The sequence below is a fragment of the Dermabacter sp. Marseille-Q3180 genome, from assembly GCF_940792985.1.
Classification (GTDB): Bacteria; Actinomycetota; Actinomycetes; order Actinomycetales; family Dermabacteraceae; genus Dermabacter; species Dermabacter vaginalis.
The window spans coordinates 900,340-913,557 of sequence record NZ_CALNWU010000001.1 but is presented as its reverse complement, the minus strand read 5'-3'; the positions used below and the strand labels follow the sequence as shown (position 1 = coordinate 913,557).

The window sequence follows — 13,218 nt, the reverse complement described above, 5'->3', positions numbered from 1 at the left end:
CGGAGAGGTCACGAGAAGCGGTGCCCTCGCGGCTCGGCCCTCATGGTTAGAGCCCGGGAATGATGCTCACGACAAGGTCGATGAGCTTGATCCCGATGAACGGAACGATGAATCCGCCAAGGCCATAGATGAGCAGGTTGCGGCCGAGGAGCTGGTTCGCAGAACCCGGTCGATACTTCACGCCCTTGAGCGCGAGAGGAATGAGCGCAACGATGATGAGCGCGTTGAAGATCACGGCCGAGAGGATCGCCGACTCGGGTGAACTCAGGCGCATGACGTTGAGCAGATCGAGGCCGGGGAACACGCTCACGAACATCGCGGGAACGATCGCGAAATACTTCGCGACGTCGTTTGCGATCGAAAACGTCGTGAGAGCACCGCGCGTGATGAGAAGCTGCTTGCCGATCTCGACAATCTCGATGAGCTTGGTCGGATCCGAATCGAGATCGACCATGTTGCTCGCTTCCTTCGCGGCCTGCGTGCCCGTATTCATGGCCACGCCGACGTCGGCCTGCGCAAGCGCCGGAGCGTCATTCGTGCCGTCACCGGTCATCGCGACCATGTTGCCGCCGCGCTGCTCACTGCGGATCAGTGCGAGCTTATCCTCGGGCTTTGCGCCCGCGAGATAGTCGTCAACACCGGCCTCTTTCGCGATTGCACGCGCCGTCAGCTCGTTGTCGCCCGTAATCATGACGGTGCGAATACCCATCTTGCGAAGGTGCGCGAAGCGCTCCGTCATGCCTTCCTTGATGACGTCCTTGAGGTGCAGGCTGCCGAGCACGCGGCGGGCCCCGGCCTTCTCTTCGGCCACGACGAGGGCCGTGCCACCGTCGGAAGAAATCTCCCGCACAGTTTCGTTGACATCCTCCGTGACGGTCCCGCCCTTCGCGGCGACCCACTTGAGGATCTCGGAAGCCGCGCCCTTGACGATGCAGTGCTCGGGAGTGCGCTGCACGCCGCTCATGCGCGTTTCCGCACTGAACGGAATGAACTCGGCGTTTCGATATTCGCTTTCGGGAATCGGGCCAACGCCCATGGTCGTCGTCGCGAACTCCACGATCGAACGCCCCTCGGGGGTCTCGTCCGCGAGAGAGGACAGCAGCGCGCCGTAGGCGATCTCGTCCTCGCTCACGCCCCGGGCGGGAATGAACGCGCTCGCTTGGCGATCACCCACCGTGATCGTGCCGGTCTTGTCCAACAGCAGAGTCGTCACGTCGCCAGCGGCCTCGACCGCGCGGCCCGACGTCGCCATGATGTTGCGGCGCATGAGCCTATCCATGCCGGCGATACCGATCGCCGAAAGGAGCGCGCCGATCGTCGTGGGGATAAGGCACACGAGCAGGGCGATGAGAACCTCGATCGGCTGCTTCGCGCCCGCGTAATCGGCCATGGGAACGAGCGTCGCGACGACGAACAAGAAGATGAGCGTGAGCACCGAAAGGAACGCCGAAAGAGCGATCTCGTTCGGGGTCTTCTGCCGCTGCGCGCCCTCGACGAGGTCGATCATGCGGTCCACGAACGTGTTGCCCGGCTCCGAAGTGATGCGCACCTCGATCTCGTCCGAAAGGACGCGCGTGCCGCCCGTGACCGCGGAACGGTCGCCGCCGCTTTCGCGGATCACGGGAGCGGATTCGCCCGTAATCGCAGACTCATCGACCGTCGCGGCGCCCTTGACGACGTCGCCATCGCCCGGGATCGTCTCGCCGGCACACACCACGACGATGTCGCCGGGGCGAAGATCCGCAGCGGGCACCTCCTCGATGCTTCCATCCTCGCGGCGCACGCGGCCCACGGCCGCTGTCTTCGCGGAACGGAGCGCATCGGCCTGCGCCTTACCTCGCCCCTCGGCGACGGCCTCGGCGAGGTTCGCGAACACGACCGTGAGGAACAGCCAGATCGCGAGCGAGAACACGAAGATGCTCGGCTTGAAAAAGCCCACGATGATCGTGATGAGCGCGCCCATCTCGACGATAAACATGACGGGCGTGCGCACCATGTGCGCAGGGTTCAACTTGCGCAGCGCCTGCGGGAGCGCCTTGGCAAGAGCGCGCGGCGTGAAGCCTGATCCGGAATTCGCGGTCGTCGCCCCGTGAGGCTGCGAAGAAACGCGGTCGGTCACCTGTACCTGAGTCATTTCATGAGTCCTTCAGCAAGTGGTCCAAGAGCGAGCGTCGGAAGGAAGGACAGGCCGGTCACGATGAGCGCGATGCCGGCCATGACGCCTGCAAAGAGAGGTGTGTGAGTGCGCAGGGTGCCGCGGTTGGTTGCGACAACCTCCTTGGCGGCGAGCTTGCCCGCGAGCGCCACCACGAACAGCATCGGCAAGAAGCGGCCAAGCAGCATGGCGAAGCCGAGCGCCACGTTGAAGAACGGCGTGTTCGCGTTGAGGCCCGCGAAGGCGGAACCGTTGTTGTTGGACGCCGACGTGAACGCGTACAGCACCTCGCTGAAACCGTGGGGGCCGCCGTTGGCGAGCGACGCCGCCGTCGACGGCAGGGCGATGGCGACTGCCGAACCCACGAGCACGAGCACGGGCACGACGAGGATGTACAGGCTCAAAAGCTTGACCTCGGTCGGGCCGATGCGTTTACCCATGTAGACGGGCGTACGGCCCACCATGAGCCCGCTGATGAACACGCTCATGATCGCGATGACGAGCATGCCGTACAGGCCGGAACCGACGCCGCCCGGCGCGATTTCACCGAGAAGCATGTTGAAGATCAACACGCCGCCGGAGATCGGCTCGTAGGAGGAGTGCATCGAGTCCACGGCGCCCGTTGAGGTGAGCGTCGTCGCGGTCGCGAACAAGCTTGAACCGACGATCCCGAAGCGCGCCTCCTTGCCTTCCATCGCGGCGAGATGATCGCCCGCGAAGTGAAGCTGGAGGGCGGTCGTGGCGGCGAGCGAACCGATCGCGAGAACAGCCATCGCGCCGAGAACAGCCCAGCCCTGACGCTTGTCGCCCACCATGATTCCGTAGGTGCGGGGGAGAGCGAACGGGATAAGCAGGATCAAGAAGATCTCGAGGAGGTTCGTGAGGCCGTTCGGATTCTCGAACGGGTGAGCGGAGTTCGCGTTGAAGAAGCCGCCACCGTTCGTGCCGAGCTCCTTGATCGCTTCCTGGCTCGCGACGGGGCCGCCGGGAATCATCTGCGTTCCACCGGTGAGCGTGTGCACGTGCTGGGCGGCGTTGAAGTTCTGGATGACGCCGCCGGCGATCAGGAGGATCGCGCCGATGAACGCGATCGGAAGAAGGATGCGGAAGTTACAGCGCACGAGGTCAACCCAGAAATTGCCGAGCTTATCCGTGCCGTGGCGGGCAATACCGCGAATGATCACGATAGCCACGCAGATTCCGACGGCGGCCGAAATGAAGTTCTGGAACGACATGCCCAGCATCTGCGTGAGATGGGACATCGTCGTTTCACCGCCGTACGACTGCCAGTTCGTGTTGGTCACGAACGAGGTCGCCGTGTTCCACGCCTGCGTCTCTTCGACGGGTCCGAGGCCGTGTGCCATGGGCAGCCACTGCTGAACGCGCTGCAGGATGTAGAGGCCGAGCACACTCAGGAGAGAGACGGCGAGAATGTTGCGAAGGTAAATTCGCCACGAGTGCTCGCGGTCGGTTCGGATCCCCGCGAAGCGGTACACGAGCCGCTCCGGCCACAGGTGGCGCTCAGAGGTAAAGGTGCGCGCCATGTACGCGCCGAGCGATCGATGCACCGCGACGAGTGCCGCGATGAGAACGAGGATTTGCACGAACGCCATGACTACCCGAACCTTTCCGGTCGAATGAGTGCATAGGTCACGTACACGATTGCGGCTGCGCAGATGAGCAGCCAGGCGATATCGAGGATGGTCACAGCAGGCTCACCGCCGATGCGAGGCCCAGGCATCCTCCGAAGAACACGGTCGTCAATACGACAAACACAATGTCGAGCACGGTATGGCTCCTGAATGGTGCTGCCGGAAACCCTCCGGCGTGGCGGATCCGCAACCGGGGTACCCGGTGTGCGAAGTCGCTCGGTTGAGCGGCACTGCTATCGAACGTCGAGGTGGCCCGGGCCCGAATGAAAACTGACGCGTTCTTGACGCGGCGCCGATTTTTCCTGACACATTCTTGACACCGCCTGGTTAGGGCTCACATTTTTGACCTGTTTCTCGCCGTGCGCGTGCGTGAGGTGCGCCCCGTGAACTTGGAGGCACGGCGTGTGACCGCTAAACTGTGGTAGTTCGAGTAACAGGGGCCTTTAGCTCAGTTGGTAGAGCATCGGACTTTTAATCCGCGGGTCGCGGGTTCGATCCCCGCAGGGCCCACTCGACGTAGAAGCGGGCGGCTCGGTCATAGCGACCGGGTCGCCCGTTTTCTGTGCCCGCTGGTGCGCGCCCTGACGGAGGGGGAGCGCCGAATCGTGTGCGAGTACGGAACAGTTCACGCCCGGCGTGAGCGTTCCGCGTATTCCTCGAGTGCATCGATGATGGCCGTGCAGTGCCACACGCGTCCCCGCTTGCGCCCCGTGCGTTCAGTGAGAATGTCGAGCTCGGTGAGCGTCGTGATCGCTCGCTGTGCAACGGAGGTGTTGACGCCGAGCTTTTCGCGCACGAAAACTGTGTTGACCACGGGCTGCCCCACAAGAACCTGGACGAGTGGGTAGGCGTATGAGTGGCGCCGAACTCCGGCGTTGCGAAGCGTGTTTTCTGCCTCGCGGGCGATGTGGCTGAGGCGGTCGGCGAGTTCGCGGCCGTCGTTCGCGGATGCGAGCGCGGCGTCAGCGAAGCATTCGATGATTGGCGCGGCGTTTCCTTCGCGATAGGCGGTCAGCGCATCGAAGTAGCGCTTCGTATTTCGCAGAAGGCCGCCGGAAATGGGCACGGTTGTGGAGGTCACGAGTCCGTGGTGCGCGAGCATTGCGTGCACGAGTGCCCTGCCAACGCGCCCGTTGCCGTCGATAAAGGGGTGGATTGTTTCGAACTGGGCGTGAGCGATGGCGGCCTGGAGGAGAACGGGCATGTCGGTGCGCCGTGCGAACGCGATGAGATCATCGAGCGCCTCGGGTACATCGCTGGCGTGAGGGGCGACGTGCGCGGCGCCCACGGGGGAGAAGCTTGAACTGCCCACCCACACAAGGCTCTCGCGTAGGCGTCCACCGTCGGGCAAGAGTGCGACATTCATCTCGAGGAGAGCATCAACGTCGAGGCTCTCGGCGAGTGAGAGCGCTGCCTCCATGCTGCGAACGTTTCCGAGCACGAGAGAGGCATGAGAACTCGTGTTTTCGTTCAGTACGGCGAGAGCGAGCTGTCGTGCGCCAACGGTGAGATTTTCAATCTGTGAGCTCGAGGCGCTTTCGCTCCGCAAAAGGATGCTCGACATCGGACCTAGCGGTTGGCCAAGAGATCCGAAGGTTGCGGAGCTGTGCTCGTCGAAACTCGCGAGTGCGTTCTCGGCATCGGCAATATGAGCAGCGAGGCCGGAGGGCAAATCGAGTGTCAGCGTGGAAATGCGCGCTGGACTCGTGACGAAGTATGTTCCAGTGCCGCGCTCACGGGCGCGACGCGAGGTCATGCCGTGGGGGACCTCCCATCTTTCGGGACGGCGCTCAACCGGAGGCACAGGCACAAAACTGCTCACAACGACCACCCTTACGATCAGTTTCTTTGAAAAGTGATCGTAACATCAGTCGATGTCGTCATTTTCTGTGGGCGCGGCGAGGGTTGGCAGATTCGCAAAAAAGGGGTTGCGCCCCGCGAAGTATTTTTTTATTGTTACCTAGACCACATGCGGTGACGACTGATAGGGAACCTCAATGATTAATTACGACCACCTTCGCGACAACGACGACTTCATGCGCGTGCTCTCGGCCATCCGGGAGCACTGCCTCGCCGGGGAGGACGAGATCGCCGAAAGAGAAGACATGGATTACGGAGTTGTTCGCGAGCACTACCATCTGGCCCAGGCGATCGTTGCCGAAGAAATCGATCACGGCATCGTCCACGACCCGTACGGCGCGAGTGTCGCCCAAGGGTTCATGACCTGGCTGCGCACCGAGTACCCACAGGGAGCATGGGGTCAGAAGGAGGAGTAGCCGTTGCTGTGGATTTCCGACGCCATTGCCTGGTGCTTCGCAGCGAAGGGGGAATGGAGGAAATGCGCAGAGCCGCTCGTAGCCGAGGCAAGAATGCTTTAAAGCGCGAAGCCCGGCTCACCCACCGTCCGGAAGGCTGCCGAGCTCACTTCGCAGTGCTATTGCACAGCGCTTGACTGAAATGTAACCCAGCGAGTCTCAATGATCAAGGGGACACCCGCCCGAAACGAGTAGCGCGCGGCTTCGATGTGCGCGCCAGGGCGGGTGTACCTTTATCACTGCAGCCAGCACCAATGCCGCTGGCATCCCCTTGCCTACCCGCCCGCGCGATCACTGTGAAGGAGCCCTGCCGTGCCACTCGTTGATTCCTTCCTTGTGAGGGACGGCCGTGCGGTGGCTCCGAGCGCCCACCGGGAGCGCATGCGCGAGTCGGCGCACGAGCTGTGGGGCGCCGAGGTGGGCCCGGGGGCGATCGACGACGCCGTCGCGGCGCTCTACGAACAAGCCGCGCACACACTCGGGGGAGAGGCAGGCCTGTTCTTCCCGAAGCTCACCCTCGAGCAGGTTGGAGGCGAGCTCCGATCCGACGTTAACGCTCGGCCAATCACAGAGCAGCGCCTGGAGACCACCGCGCACCTCATCGCCTACCCCGGCAACGACGAACGCACCCGCCCGCGCCTCAAGGGCCCCGATTTCGCTTGGCAAGAGCGCGTGCGGCAATGGGCCGTGAAGAGCGGCGCGAGCGATGCCCTCTTGCGTGCACGCTCAGCGGGGGTGAACAGCGCGGGCATGTCCGACGGCACCCACGCACAGGGCGGCCGGAACACCCCTTCCGCACCGGGCAGCGCCAAAATTTCCGACGGCACCCCGCACCCCCTTGCCCCTCAAATCCACTACAGCGAAACCGCCTTCGGGAGCGTCGCCCTATGGTCGAACGGCGTGCTCGTCACGAGCATTGACGCCGACCGCCTACCGAGCATCACCGAACGCGTGATCGTGGAGATCGCGCGCGAGCGCGGCCACGAAACCCTCGCGGCGCCCCTCACGAAACAGCGCCTTCTCGAGGCCGACGCCATGTGGCTTCTCAGTTCGCTGCACGGCGTGTGCGAGGCAAGCGTCGGACTCACGGACCTGCCCGCCCCGCACATTGCCGACACATGCGCCCCACCCCGCGGGCCTTTTGCCCCCGCCGCGCGGGACTTCCAGGACGCGCTGTGGGAGCGCGCCGAGCCTCTCCGGGAGCATTTCGCATGAGCGTCCTCATCGTTGATAACCACGACTCGTTCACGTTCAACATCGCGCACCTCGTTGCCGAAGCCTCGGGCGCCATGCCGCAGGTGCTGCTCGCGAGCGGGCCACGCCCGAGCCTCGACGGCGTGAGCCACGTGATCATCGGCCCAGGCCCCGGCACCCCGCACAATCCGGGCGACCTCGGCTGCTCGCTCGACGTGTACCGCGCAGCACTCGAGCGCGATATTCCCGTGCTCGGTATTTGCTTGGGCCTGCAACTCATGGCTGTTGCCCACGGCGGGCGCGTGGGAAGTGCGCCCACCCCCATGCACGGTCTCGAGGATGCGCTGCGCTTCAAGGACGCTGCCGCGAACGATCCCGTGTTTGCGCGCTTGCCGCGCGCGCTGCGCATCGTGCGTTACCACTCGCTCGCGATCGAGAAATGCCCGCGTGAACTGGAGGTACTCGGCACCACGCCCGACGGCGCGATCCAAGCCGCGCGTCTGCGCGGGCACAAAGCGTGGGGCGTGCAGTTCCACCCCGAATCGATTCGCACCGAGGGCGGCCTTGACCTCATGCGCGCCTTCCTCAACGTACGAGGCGGGGCCGACGATTGCCCGGCAAGAATCGAGGCAAAGCCTTCTCGGGTGAACCCCGCCGGCAACGCCGATCAGGCTCCCGCGAGCCACACGCTTCTGCTTGGCCACGAGATGGCGTTGGAGAACATTTTCACCGAGGCCGAGGCGCTCTACCGTGATCTTGTCGCACCGCTGCCGCGCGCGGTGTGGCTCGATTCGGCAAGCGAGGATCACCGCTCCCGCTTCTCGATCATGGGCGCGTGCGACGGCCCCGGCTCGCACGTTTTCGAGTATCGAGTTCCGGATGTGGCGCGCGTCGAGGGCGTTCCCGCGAAGGGCGGGTTCTTTGATGAACTTCGAGGCAAACTGCGCGAGGTGCGGCTCGACGATGAAGGGCACAGAGCAGCCGAGCGTCTCGGGGGCTTCGCCCTCGGGTATGTGGGCTACCTCGGCTACGGGCTCGGTGCCGAAACCCTCGGCCTCGAGCGCGAGCCTCGCGCGGGCATGGAAAGCGACGCTCACCTGGTGTTTCTCACGCGCGCCCTCATGATCGACCACGAGCGCCGCACCGTGAGGGCAGTCGCGCTCGCGGAACTCAGCGGCGGTGCGGAAACCCCCGGCACCGTGGGGGAGCAGCGCGCGTGGATCGCTGAAGCGACTCGGAACATGGTGAGCGTGCTCGTGGGGGCGAGAGAAGCGCAGGTTGGAAGTCGGGGCAGCGAGGCGGAAGCTGGCGTCGGAACCGCACCCGCGCCCATCTACCGGCACACCCCCGCCCGCTACGCGGCTCTCATCGCCCGCTGCCAGGAACTCATTGACGAGGGCGAAAGTTACGAGCTGTGCCTCACGAACGAGGCGCGCGTGCCGGGCCAGTTCGACCCGCTCGAGGTGTACGCGCGGCTCAGGCGCGTGGCGCGCGTGCCCTACGGTGCGCTTCTTCAGTGCGGGGAGTGGAGCGTGGCGAGCGCGTCGCCCGAGAGGTTTCTCGAGGTGAGCGCCGAGGGAGAGGTCGAGTCGCGCCCCATCAAGGGAACGGCACCGTGCTCCGCAGATCCGGGGGAGGATGCGAAGCTGCGCGCTGAGCTCGCCGCAAGCCGCAAGGATCGCGCCGAAAACCTCATGATCGTGGACCTCGTGCGGCACGACCTCTCGCGTGTGTGTGAGCCTGGCAGCGTGAAGGTTCCACGCATCTACCAGGTGGAATCCTTCCCCACGGTGCACCAGATGATCTCGACCATCACGGGCAGGCTCGCGGCCGGCCGCACCGCCTTCGACGCGATCGAAGCGGCCTTCCCCGGCGGCTCTATGACGGGTGCGCCGAAACTCCGCACGGTGCAGCTTCTTCGCGAGCTCGAGGGCGGGCCGCGCGGCATCTACTCCGGGGCGATCGGGTGGATTTCGCCGAACGGGGCGGCGTCGCTCAGCATTGTGATTCGCACGGCGGTACTCGATGAGGCCGGTGCTCGATTCGGGGTGGGCGGCGCGATCACTCGCCTGAGCGATGCCAGTTCCGAGATCGAGGAGACCTTCACGAAGGCCCGCACCGTGCTCACAGCCCTCCAGTGAGCGGTTCGCGACAAAAAGGAGGCGCGGCCGAAGCCGCGCCTCCAGTGAGATGAAAGAAGAAACGAGGAAGCAAGCTACGCCCGAGCGGATCCTCCCGAGACGCGCTCGGTCGATTCCTCCACGGGGAGTTCAGGCGCGTCGGTGGCCGTCTCCGCTTTAGCCCCAGCTTCCGCTTTCTCGGCATCGGCATCGGTATCGGCATCAGCATCATCGCTGACCTTGCCGCCCGAGAGGCGATCCACGACCGCGGCGATCGCGCCATCGCCCGTGACGTTCGTGGCGGTGCCGAACGAGTCGAGCGCCACATAGAGGGCGACCATGAGGCCCACTTGCGACTCGTTGAAGCCGAGCTGCTCACCGAGAAGCGCCGATGCCGTCACGATCGCGCCGCCGGGTACGCCGGGCGCGGCGATCATCGACACGCCGAGCATCGCCACGAAGCCGAGGAGGCTCGCGAAGCTGTAGTCGCCGTGCGTGGTCCACAAAATTGCGAAGGCGAACAGGGTGATCTTCACGGTCGAGCCCGAAAGGTGGATCGTCGCGCACAGCGGAATCACGAAGTTCGAGACGGACTTCGACACCCCGGCGTCTTCCGCGCAGCGGGTCGTGACAGGAATGGTCGCTGCGCTCGAGCTCGTGCCAAGCGCGGTGGCGTAGGCGGGCAGCATCTTGCCGAGCATGACGAACGGGTTCCTGCGCTTGGCGATGCCGGCGGCGAGGAACTGGAGAACGAGCATGATGGCCGTGAGCACGAAGGCGAGCACGACGATCGGAAGCATCTTCACGATGATGTCCCAGACCTCTTTCTTCGCCGTCATGTTTTCGAAGATCGCGAAAATGTAGAGCGGAAGAAGCGGCACGATGATCTTCGAGATCGTGGCGTTGACGATCTTGCGAAGCTCAAGGAAGCCCTCGCTAATGGTCGTGGCGCGCACTGCGACGATGCCAAGGCCGATCACGAAGCTCGTGATGAGCGCCGTCATCACGCCAAAGATGGGATCCATGGCGATCTCGAAATACGGCTCGAAGCTCGTTTTCGGCTCGGTAACCCCGCCGAGCTGCGTGCTGCTCCCAAGCAGCGCCGGGAAGGCGAGGTAACCGGCGGCGATCGCGTAAGTGCCGGCCACGAGGGTGGAGCAGTAGGCGAGTGCGGCGGTCACGCCGAGCCATTTGCCGGCGCCCTTTCCGAATTCGGAAATCGCGGGCGTGATCAGACCGATGATGATGAGCGGAATGATGAAGCTCAAGAAATTACCGAAAAGTTTCGAGAACGTTGCCGCGCCGCGCGAAAACCAATCGGGGGCCACGAGCCCCACGAGAATGCCAAGCACGATCGCAATCACGATCTTCATCAGCAGCGAATTGAGGACCTTTTTCATCAAGACTCCATTGTCAGCGTTGGGCGCGCGGTTTCGCGGCCTCCAAGCACTATAGGGCCGCCCGGGACTTTTCGCACGTTGTTCGGCGTGCCAGGGGTCTTAAAATCGCGCGGGCACATCGGCGTAGGTGTATCCGACGGTTGCCGCGTACACGGCGCCGCTGGAAAGTTCAGCGGCGGCCCGCTCCAGGTCAGGGGCGGTTTCTACGCGGTGCACGAAGCGAAGGGTGAGGCCGCTCGCGGTGTAGTTGGCGCCCTCGACCCGCACACCGGTGGTGCTTTCGGCCCACGCGCGAATCGATGCCTCGAACGTGCCCGCGAGCTCGTAGCCAACCTCGAGATCGGTGACCTGGCGAACGACTCTTTCGCGCACGAGCTTCTTCGCTGCGGCGGCATCGAGGCAATCGGTGACGGCGCTCCCGTAGGCGCGCACGAGGCCGCCTGCCCCGAGCTTGATCCCGCCGAAGTAGCGCGTGACGACGGCGAGGATGTTCGTCATGTGCCGCCCTCTCAGGGCCTGCGCCATGGGCATGCCGGCCGTGGAGCTTGGCTCGCCGTCGTCATTGGAGCGTTGAAGGTGCACGGGCGTGCCGAGCGTGAGGGCGGTGCAGTGGTGGCGCGCATTGGGGTGCATGGCGCGGCGCGCGCGTATGATCTCGTCGGCTTCGTCAACTGTGGCAACCGGCGCGAGGTAGGCAAGGAAGCGGGATTTCGTGATGACGAGTTCGTTCTCGATGGGGGCCGTGAGCAGGAACATTGCCTCGCTCGCTTCGGGCATGGTCTCGAGAATCTCGTGCATGGAACCATTGTTTCACGGTGCTCGAAATGCGCGAGTCGTAGCCCGTATCCTTGAGACCATGAGCGCCCCAGAACACTTCGACATTGCCCTCATCGGTTCCGGCTCCGGCAATTCTTTCCCCGGCCCCGAGTTCGAGGAGAAATCGATCGTCTACATCGACCGCGGCGTAGGCCCCGAGCATGTTTTCGGCGGAACCTGCCTCAACCTCGGCTGCATTCCCACAAAGATGTTCGTGCACACCGCCGACATCGCGCAAAACGCGCGCGCAGAGAACGCCGAGAGGTTCGGCGTCGATGCCGCGCTCGGTGGCGTCGACTTCCCATCGGTACGCGAGAGGATCTTTGGCCGCATTGACCCGATCTCCCACGGCGGCGAAGAGTATCGCGAAACCCACCCCGATAACGCGAACCTGACCCTCATGCGCGGAACCGCGCGCTTCACCGCCCCGAAACGCCTCGAAGTGGAGACTCGCGAGGGGACACGCGAGATCACCGCCGAGACGTTCCTCCTCGCCGCCGGCTCGCGCCCCGCGATCCCGAACATTGCCGGGCTCCGCGACGCGCGCCCCCTCACGAGTGACACGATCATGCGTCTCGAGCAGCTCCCCGAGTCGATCGCGATCCTCGGCTCGGGCGTGATCGCCCTCGAGTTCGCGCACATCCTCGACGCGTTCGGCGTGGACGTGCACCTGATTGCTCGCTCGGGAACGTTGCTGCGCGCCTACGACGAGGACGTCGCGCGGCGCATCACCGAGGTTGCCTCCGAGCGCTACACGGTGCACCTCAATACCTCGACCACCGAGGTGCGACGCACGAAAGACGGCGTCGAGATTGACCTGCAACCGTCGGACCCCAAAAACCCCACCGCTCCCGCACCGCGCACCCTCGCCGTTGCCGACATTCTCGTGGCAACCGGCCGCACCCCCAACAGCGACCTCCTGAACGCCGAGGCCGGCGGGATCGGCGTCGATAAAGCGGGGCGCGTCATGGTCGATGCCCATCAGCGGGCCCTGAGCCCGAGCGGCGAGGTGCTCGAGGGGATCTACTCGATCGGCGACCTAAGTTCGCCCGCACAGCTCAAGCACGTCGCGAACCACGAACTGAAAATCGCGCGGCACAACATCCTGCACCCGCATGACCTGCGCCGAAGCGACGACATGCCGATTCCCGCCGCCGTGTTCACCGACCCGCACATCGCGACGGTGGGCATGACCGAGCGCGAGGCACGTGAGTGGGCGGGCGCAACCGAGCGCGAGATCCGGGTGGCGCGGCAGGAGTTTGCCGACGTCGCCTACGGATGGGCGATGGAGCTTTCCGCGCCGGGCGATTTCGTGAAGATCATCGCCGATGCCGAATCCGGAAAGATCCTTGGCGCGCACATCATCGGCCCCGAGGCGGCGACGCTCATCCAGGTGCTCATTCAGGCGATGAGCTTCGGTCTCGACGCCCGCGACGTCGCGACGAAGCAGTACTGGATCCACCCCGCGATGCCCGAAGTGCTCGAAAACGCCCTGCTGCAGCTCGACTAGATCGAGCCGCACCAGGGCGCTTCGCGGTGAGGGGGAGTCGGTGAGGGGCTTTCGCG

10 protein-coding genes and 1 tRNA gene are annotated in these 13,218 nt (G+C 64.5%); 5 read left to right on the top strand and 6 right to left on the bottom strand.

Annotated elements, in window-relative coordinates; translation table 11 throughout:
• Nucleotides 1-46: 46 nt before the first annotated feature.
• Genes kdpB through NBW56_RS04170 form a run of 3 tightly spaced genes read right to left on the bottom strand, consistent with a single transcriptional unit; the run spans nt 47 to nt 3,863 of the window.
• Nucleotides 47-2,134, bottom strand: a complete 2,088-nt coding sequence (gene kdpB / locus NBW56_RS04180) for a potassium-transporting ATPase subunit KdpB (protein WP_250258080.1) — start codon at nt 2,132-2,134, stop codon at nt 47-49.
• Nucleotides 2,131-3,768, bottom strand: a complete 1,638-nt coding sequence (gene kdpA, locus NBW56_RS04175; RefSeq protein ID WP_250258079.1) for a potassium-transporting ATPase subunit KdpA — start codon at nt 3,766-3,768, stop codon at nt 2,131-2,133. Before kdpA ends, kdpB begins: the two co-directional genes overlap by 4 nt.
• A 2-nt stretch (nt 3,769-3,770) precedes the next feature.
• Nucleotides 3,771-3,863, bottom strand: a complete 93-nt coding sequence (locus NBW56_RS04170) for a potassium-transporting ATPase subunit F (RefSeq protein WP_161970209.1) — start codon at nt 3,861-3,863, stop codon at nt 3,771-3,773.
• 381 nt (nt 3,864-4,244) lie between these two features.
• Here NBW56_RS04170 and NBW56_RS04165 point away from each other — a divergent pair.
• Nucleotides 4,245-4,317 (top strand) — tRNA-Lys (locus NBW56_RS04165).
• A gap of 115 nt (nt 4,318-4,432) precedes the next feature.
• Here the strand turns inward: NBW56_RS04165 and NBW56_RS04160 are convergent.
• A complete protein-coding gene (locus NBW56_RS04160; RefSeq protein ID WP_250258078.1) occupies nt 4,433-5,563 on the bottom strand; it encodes a Fic family protein in 1,131 nt (376 codons plus the stop codon).
• 241 nt (nt 5,564-5,804) lie between these two features.
• Between NBW56_RS04160 and NBW56_RS04155 the strand changes: the two genes are divergently transcribed.
• The 3 genes from NBW56_RS04155 (at nt 5,805) to pabB (ending at nt 9,457) form a co-directional block, all read left to right on the top strand.
• Nucleotides 5,805-6,083 carry a hypothetical protein gene (locus NBW56_RS04155; RefSeq protein ID WP_250258077.1) on the top strand — a complete coding sequence of 93 codons (279 nt, stop codon included), beginning with the start codon at nt 5,805-5,807 and terminating at the stop codon, nt 6,081-6,083.
• Nucleotides 6,084-6,434: 351 nt separating this feature from the next.
• On the top strand, nt 6,435-7,337 hold the full coding sequence (locus NBW56_RS04150; RefSeq protein WP_250258076.1) for an aminotransferase class IV: 903 nt from the start codon (nt 6,435-6,437) through the stop codon (nt 7,335-7,337).
• Complete coding sequence (gene pabB / locus NBW56_RS04145) at nt 7,334-9,457, top strand: aminodeoxychorismate synthase component I (RefSeq protein WP_250258075.1); 2,124 nt, start codon at nt 7,334-7,336, stop codon at nt 9,455-9,457. Before NBW56_RS04150 ends, pabB begins: the two co-directional genes overlap by 4 nt.
• Before the next feature lie 74 nt (nt 9,458-9,531).
• On the opposite strand, the gene NBW56_RS04140 is transcribed toward pabB, so the two are convergent.
• Both NBW56_RS04140 and NBW56_RS04135 read right to left on the bottom strand, forming a co-directional pair.
• The gene (locus NBW56_RS04140) at nt 9,532-10,836 is read right to left on the bottom strand and encodes a dicarboxylate/amino acid:cation symporter (protein ID WP_250258074.1); all 1,305 of its coding nucleotides are present in this window, start codon (nt 10,834-10,836) and stop codon (nt 9,532-9,534) included.
• Nucleotides 10,837-10,935: 99 nt separating this feature from the next.
• Nucleotides 10,936-11,634, bottom strand: a complete 699-nt coding sequence (locus NBW56_RS04135; RefSeq protein WP_250258073.1) for an IMPACT family protein — start codon at nt 11,632-11,634, stop codon at nt 10,936-10,938.
• Between the two features lie 58 nt (nt 11,635-11,692).
• Between NBW56_RS04135 and NBW56_RS04130 the strand changes: the two genes are divergently transcribed.
• Nucleotides 11,693-13,162, top strand: coding sequence for a mycothione reductase (locus NBW56_RS04130; RefSeq protein WP_250258072.1), 1,470 nt, complete (start codon nt 11,693-11,695; stop codon nt 13,160-13,162).
• The last annotated feature ends 56 nt before the right edge of the window (nt 13,163-13,218 follow it).

What these genes read in the sequence shown, in the direction of transcription:
- NBW56_RS04155 (WP_250258077.1), top strand. Translation starts at nt 5,805, where the DNA reads ATGATTAATTACGACCACCTTCGCGACAACGACGACTTCATGCGCGTG.
- kdpB (WP_250258080.1), bottom strand. Translation starts at nt 2,134, where the DNA reads ATGACTCAGGTACAGGTGACCGACCGCGTTTCTTCGCAGCCTCACGGG.
- NBW56_RS04135 (WP_250258073.1), bottom strand. Translation starts at nt 11,634, where the DNA reads ATGCACGAGATTCTCGAGACCATGCCCGAAGCGAGCGAGGCAATGTTC.
- NBW56_RS04140 (WP_250258074.1), bottom strand. Translation starts at nt 10,836, where the DNA reads ATGAAAAAGGTCCTCAATTCGCTGCTGATGAAGATCGTGATTGCGATC.
- kdpA (WP_250258079.1), bottom strand. Translation starts at nt 3,768, where the DNA reads ATGGCGTTCGTGCAAATCCTCGTTCTCATCGCGGCACTCGTCGCGGTG.
- NBW56_RS04130 (WP_250258072.1), top strand. Translation starts at nt 11,693, where the DNA reads ATGAGCGCCCCAGAACACTTCGACATTGCCCTCATCGGTTCCGGCTCC.
- pabB (WP_250258075.1), top strand. Translation starts at nt 7,334, where the DNA reads ATGAGCGTCCTCATCGTTGATAACCACGACTCGTTCACGTTCAACATC.
- NBW56_RS04160 (WP_250258078.1), bottom strand. Translation starts at nt 5,563, where the DNA reads ATGACCTCGCGTCGCGCCCGTGAGCGCGGCACTGGAACATACTTCGTC.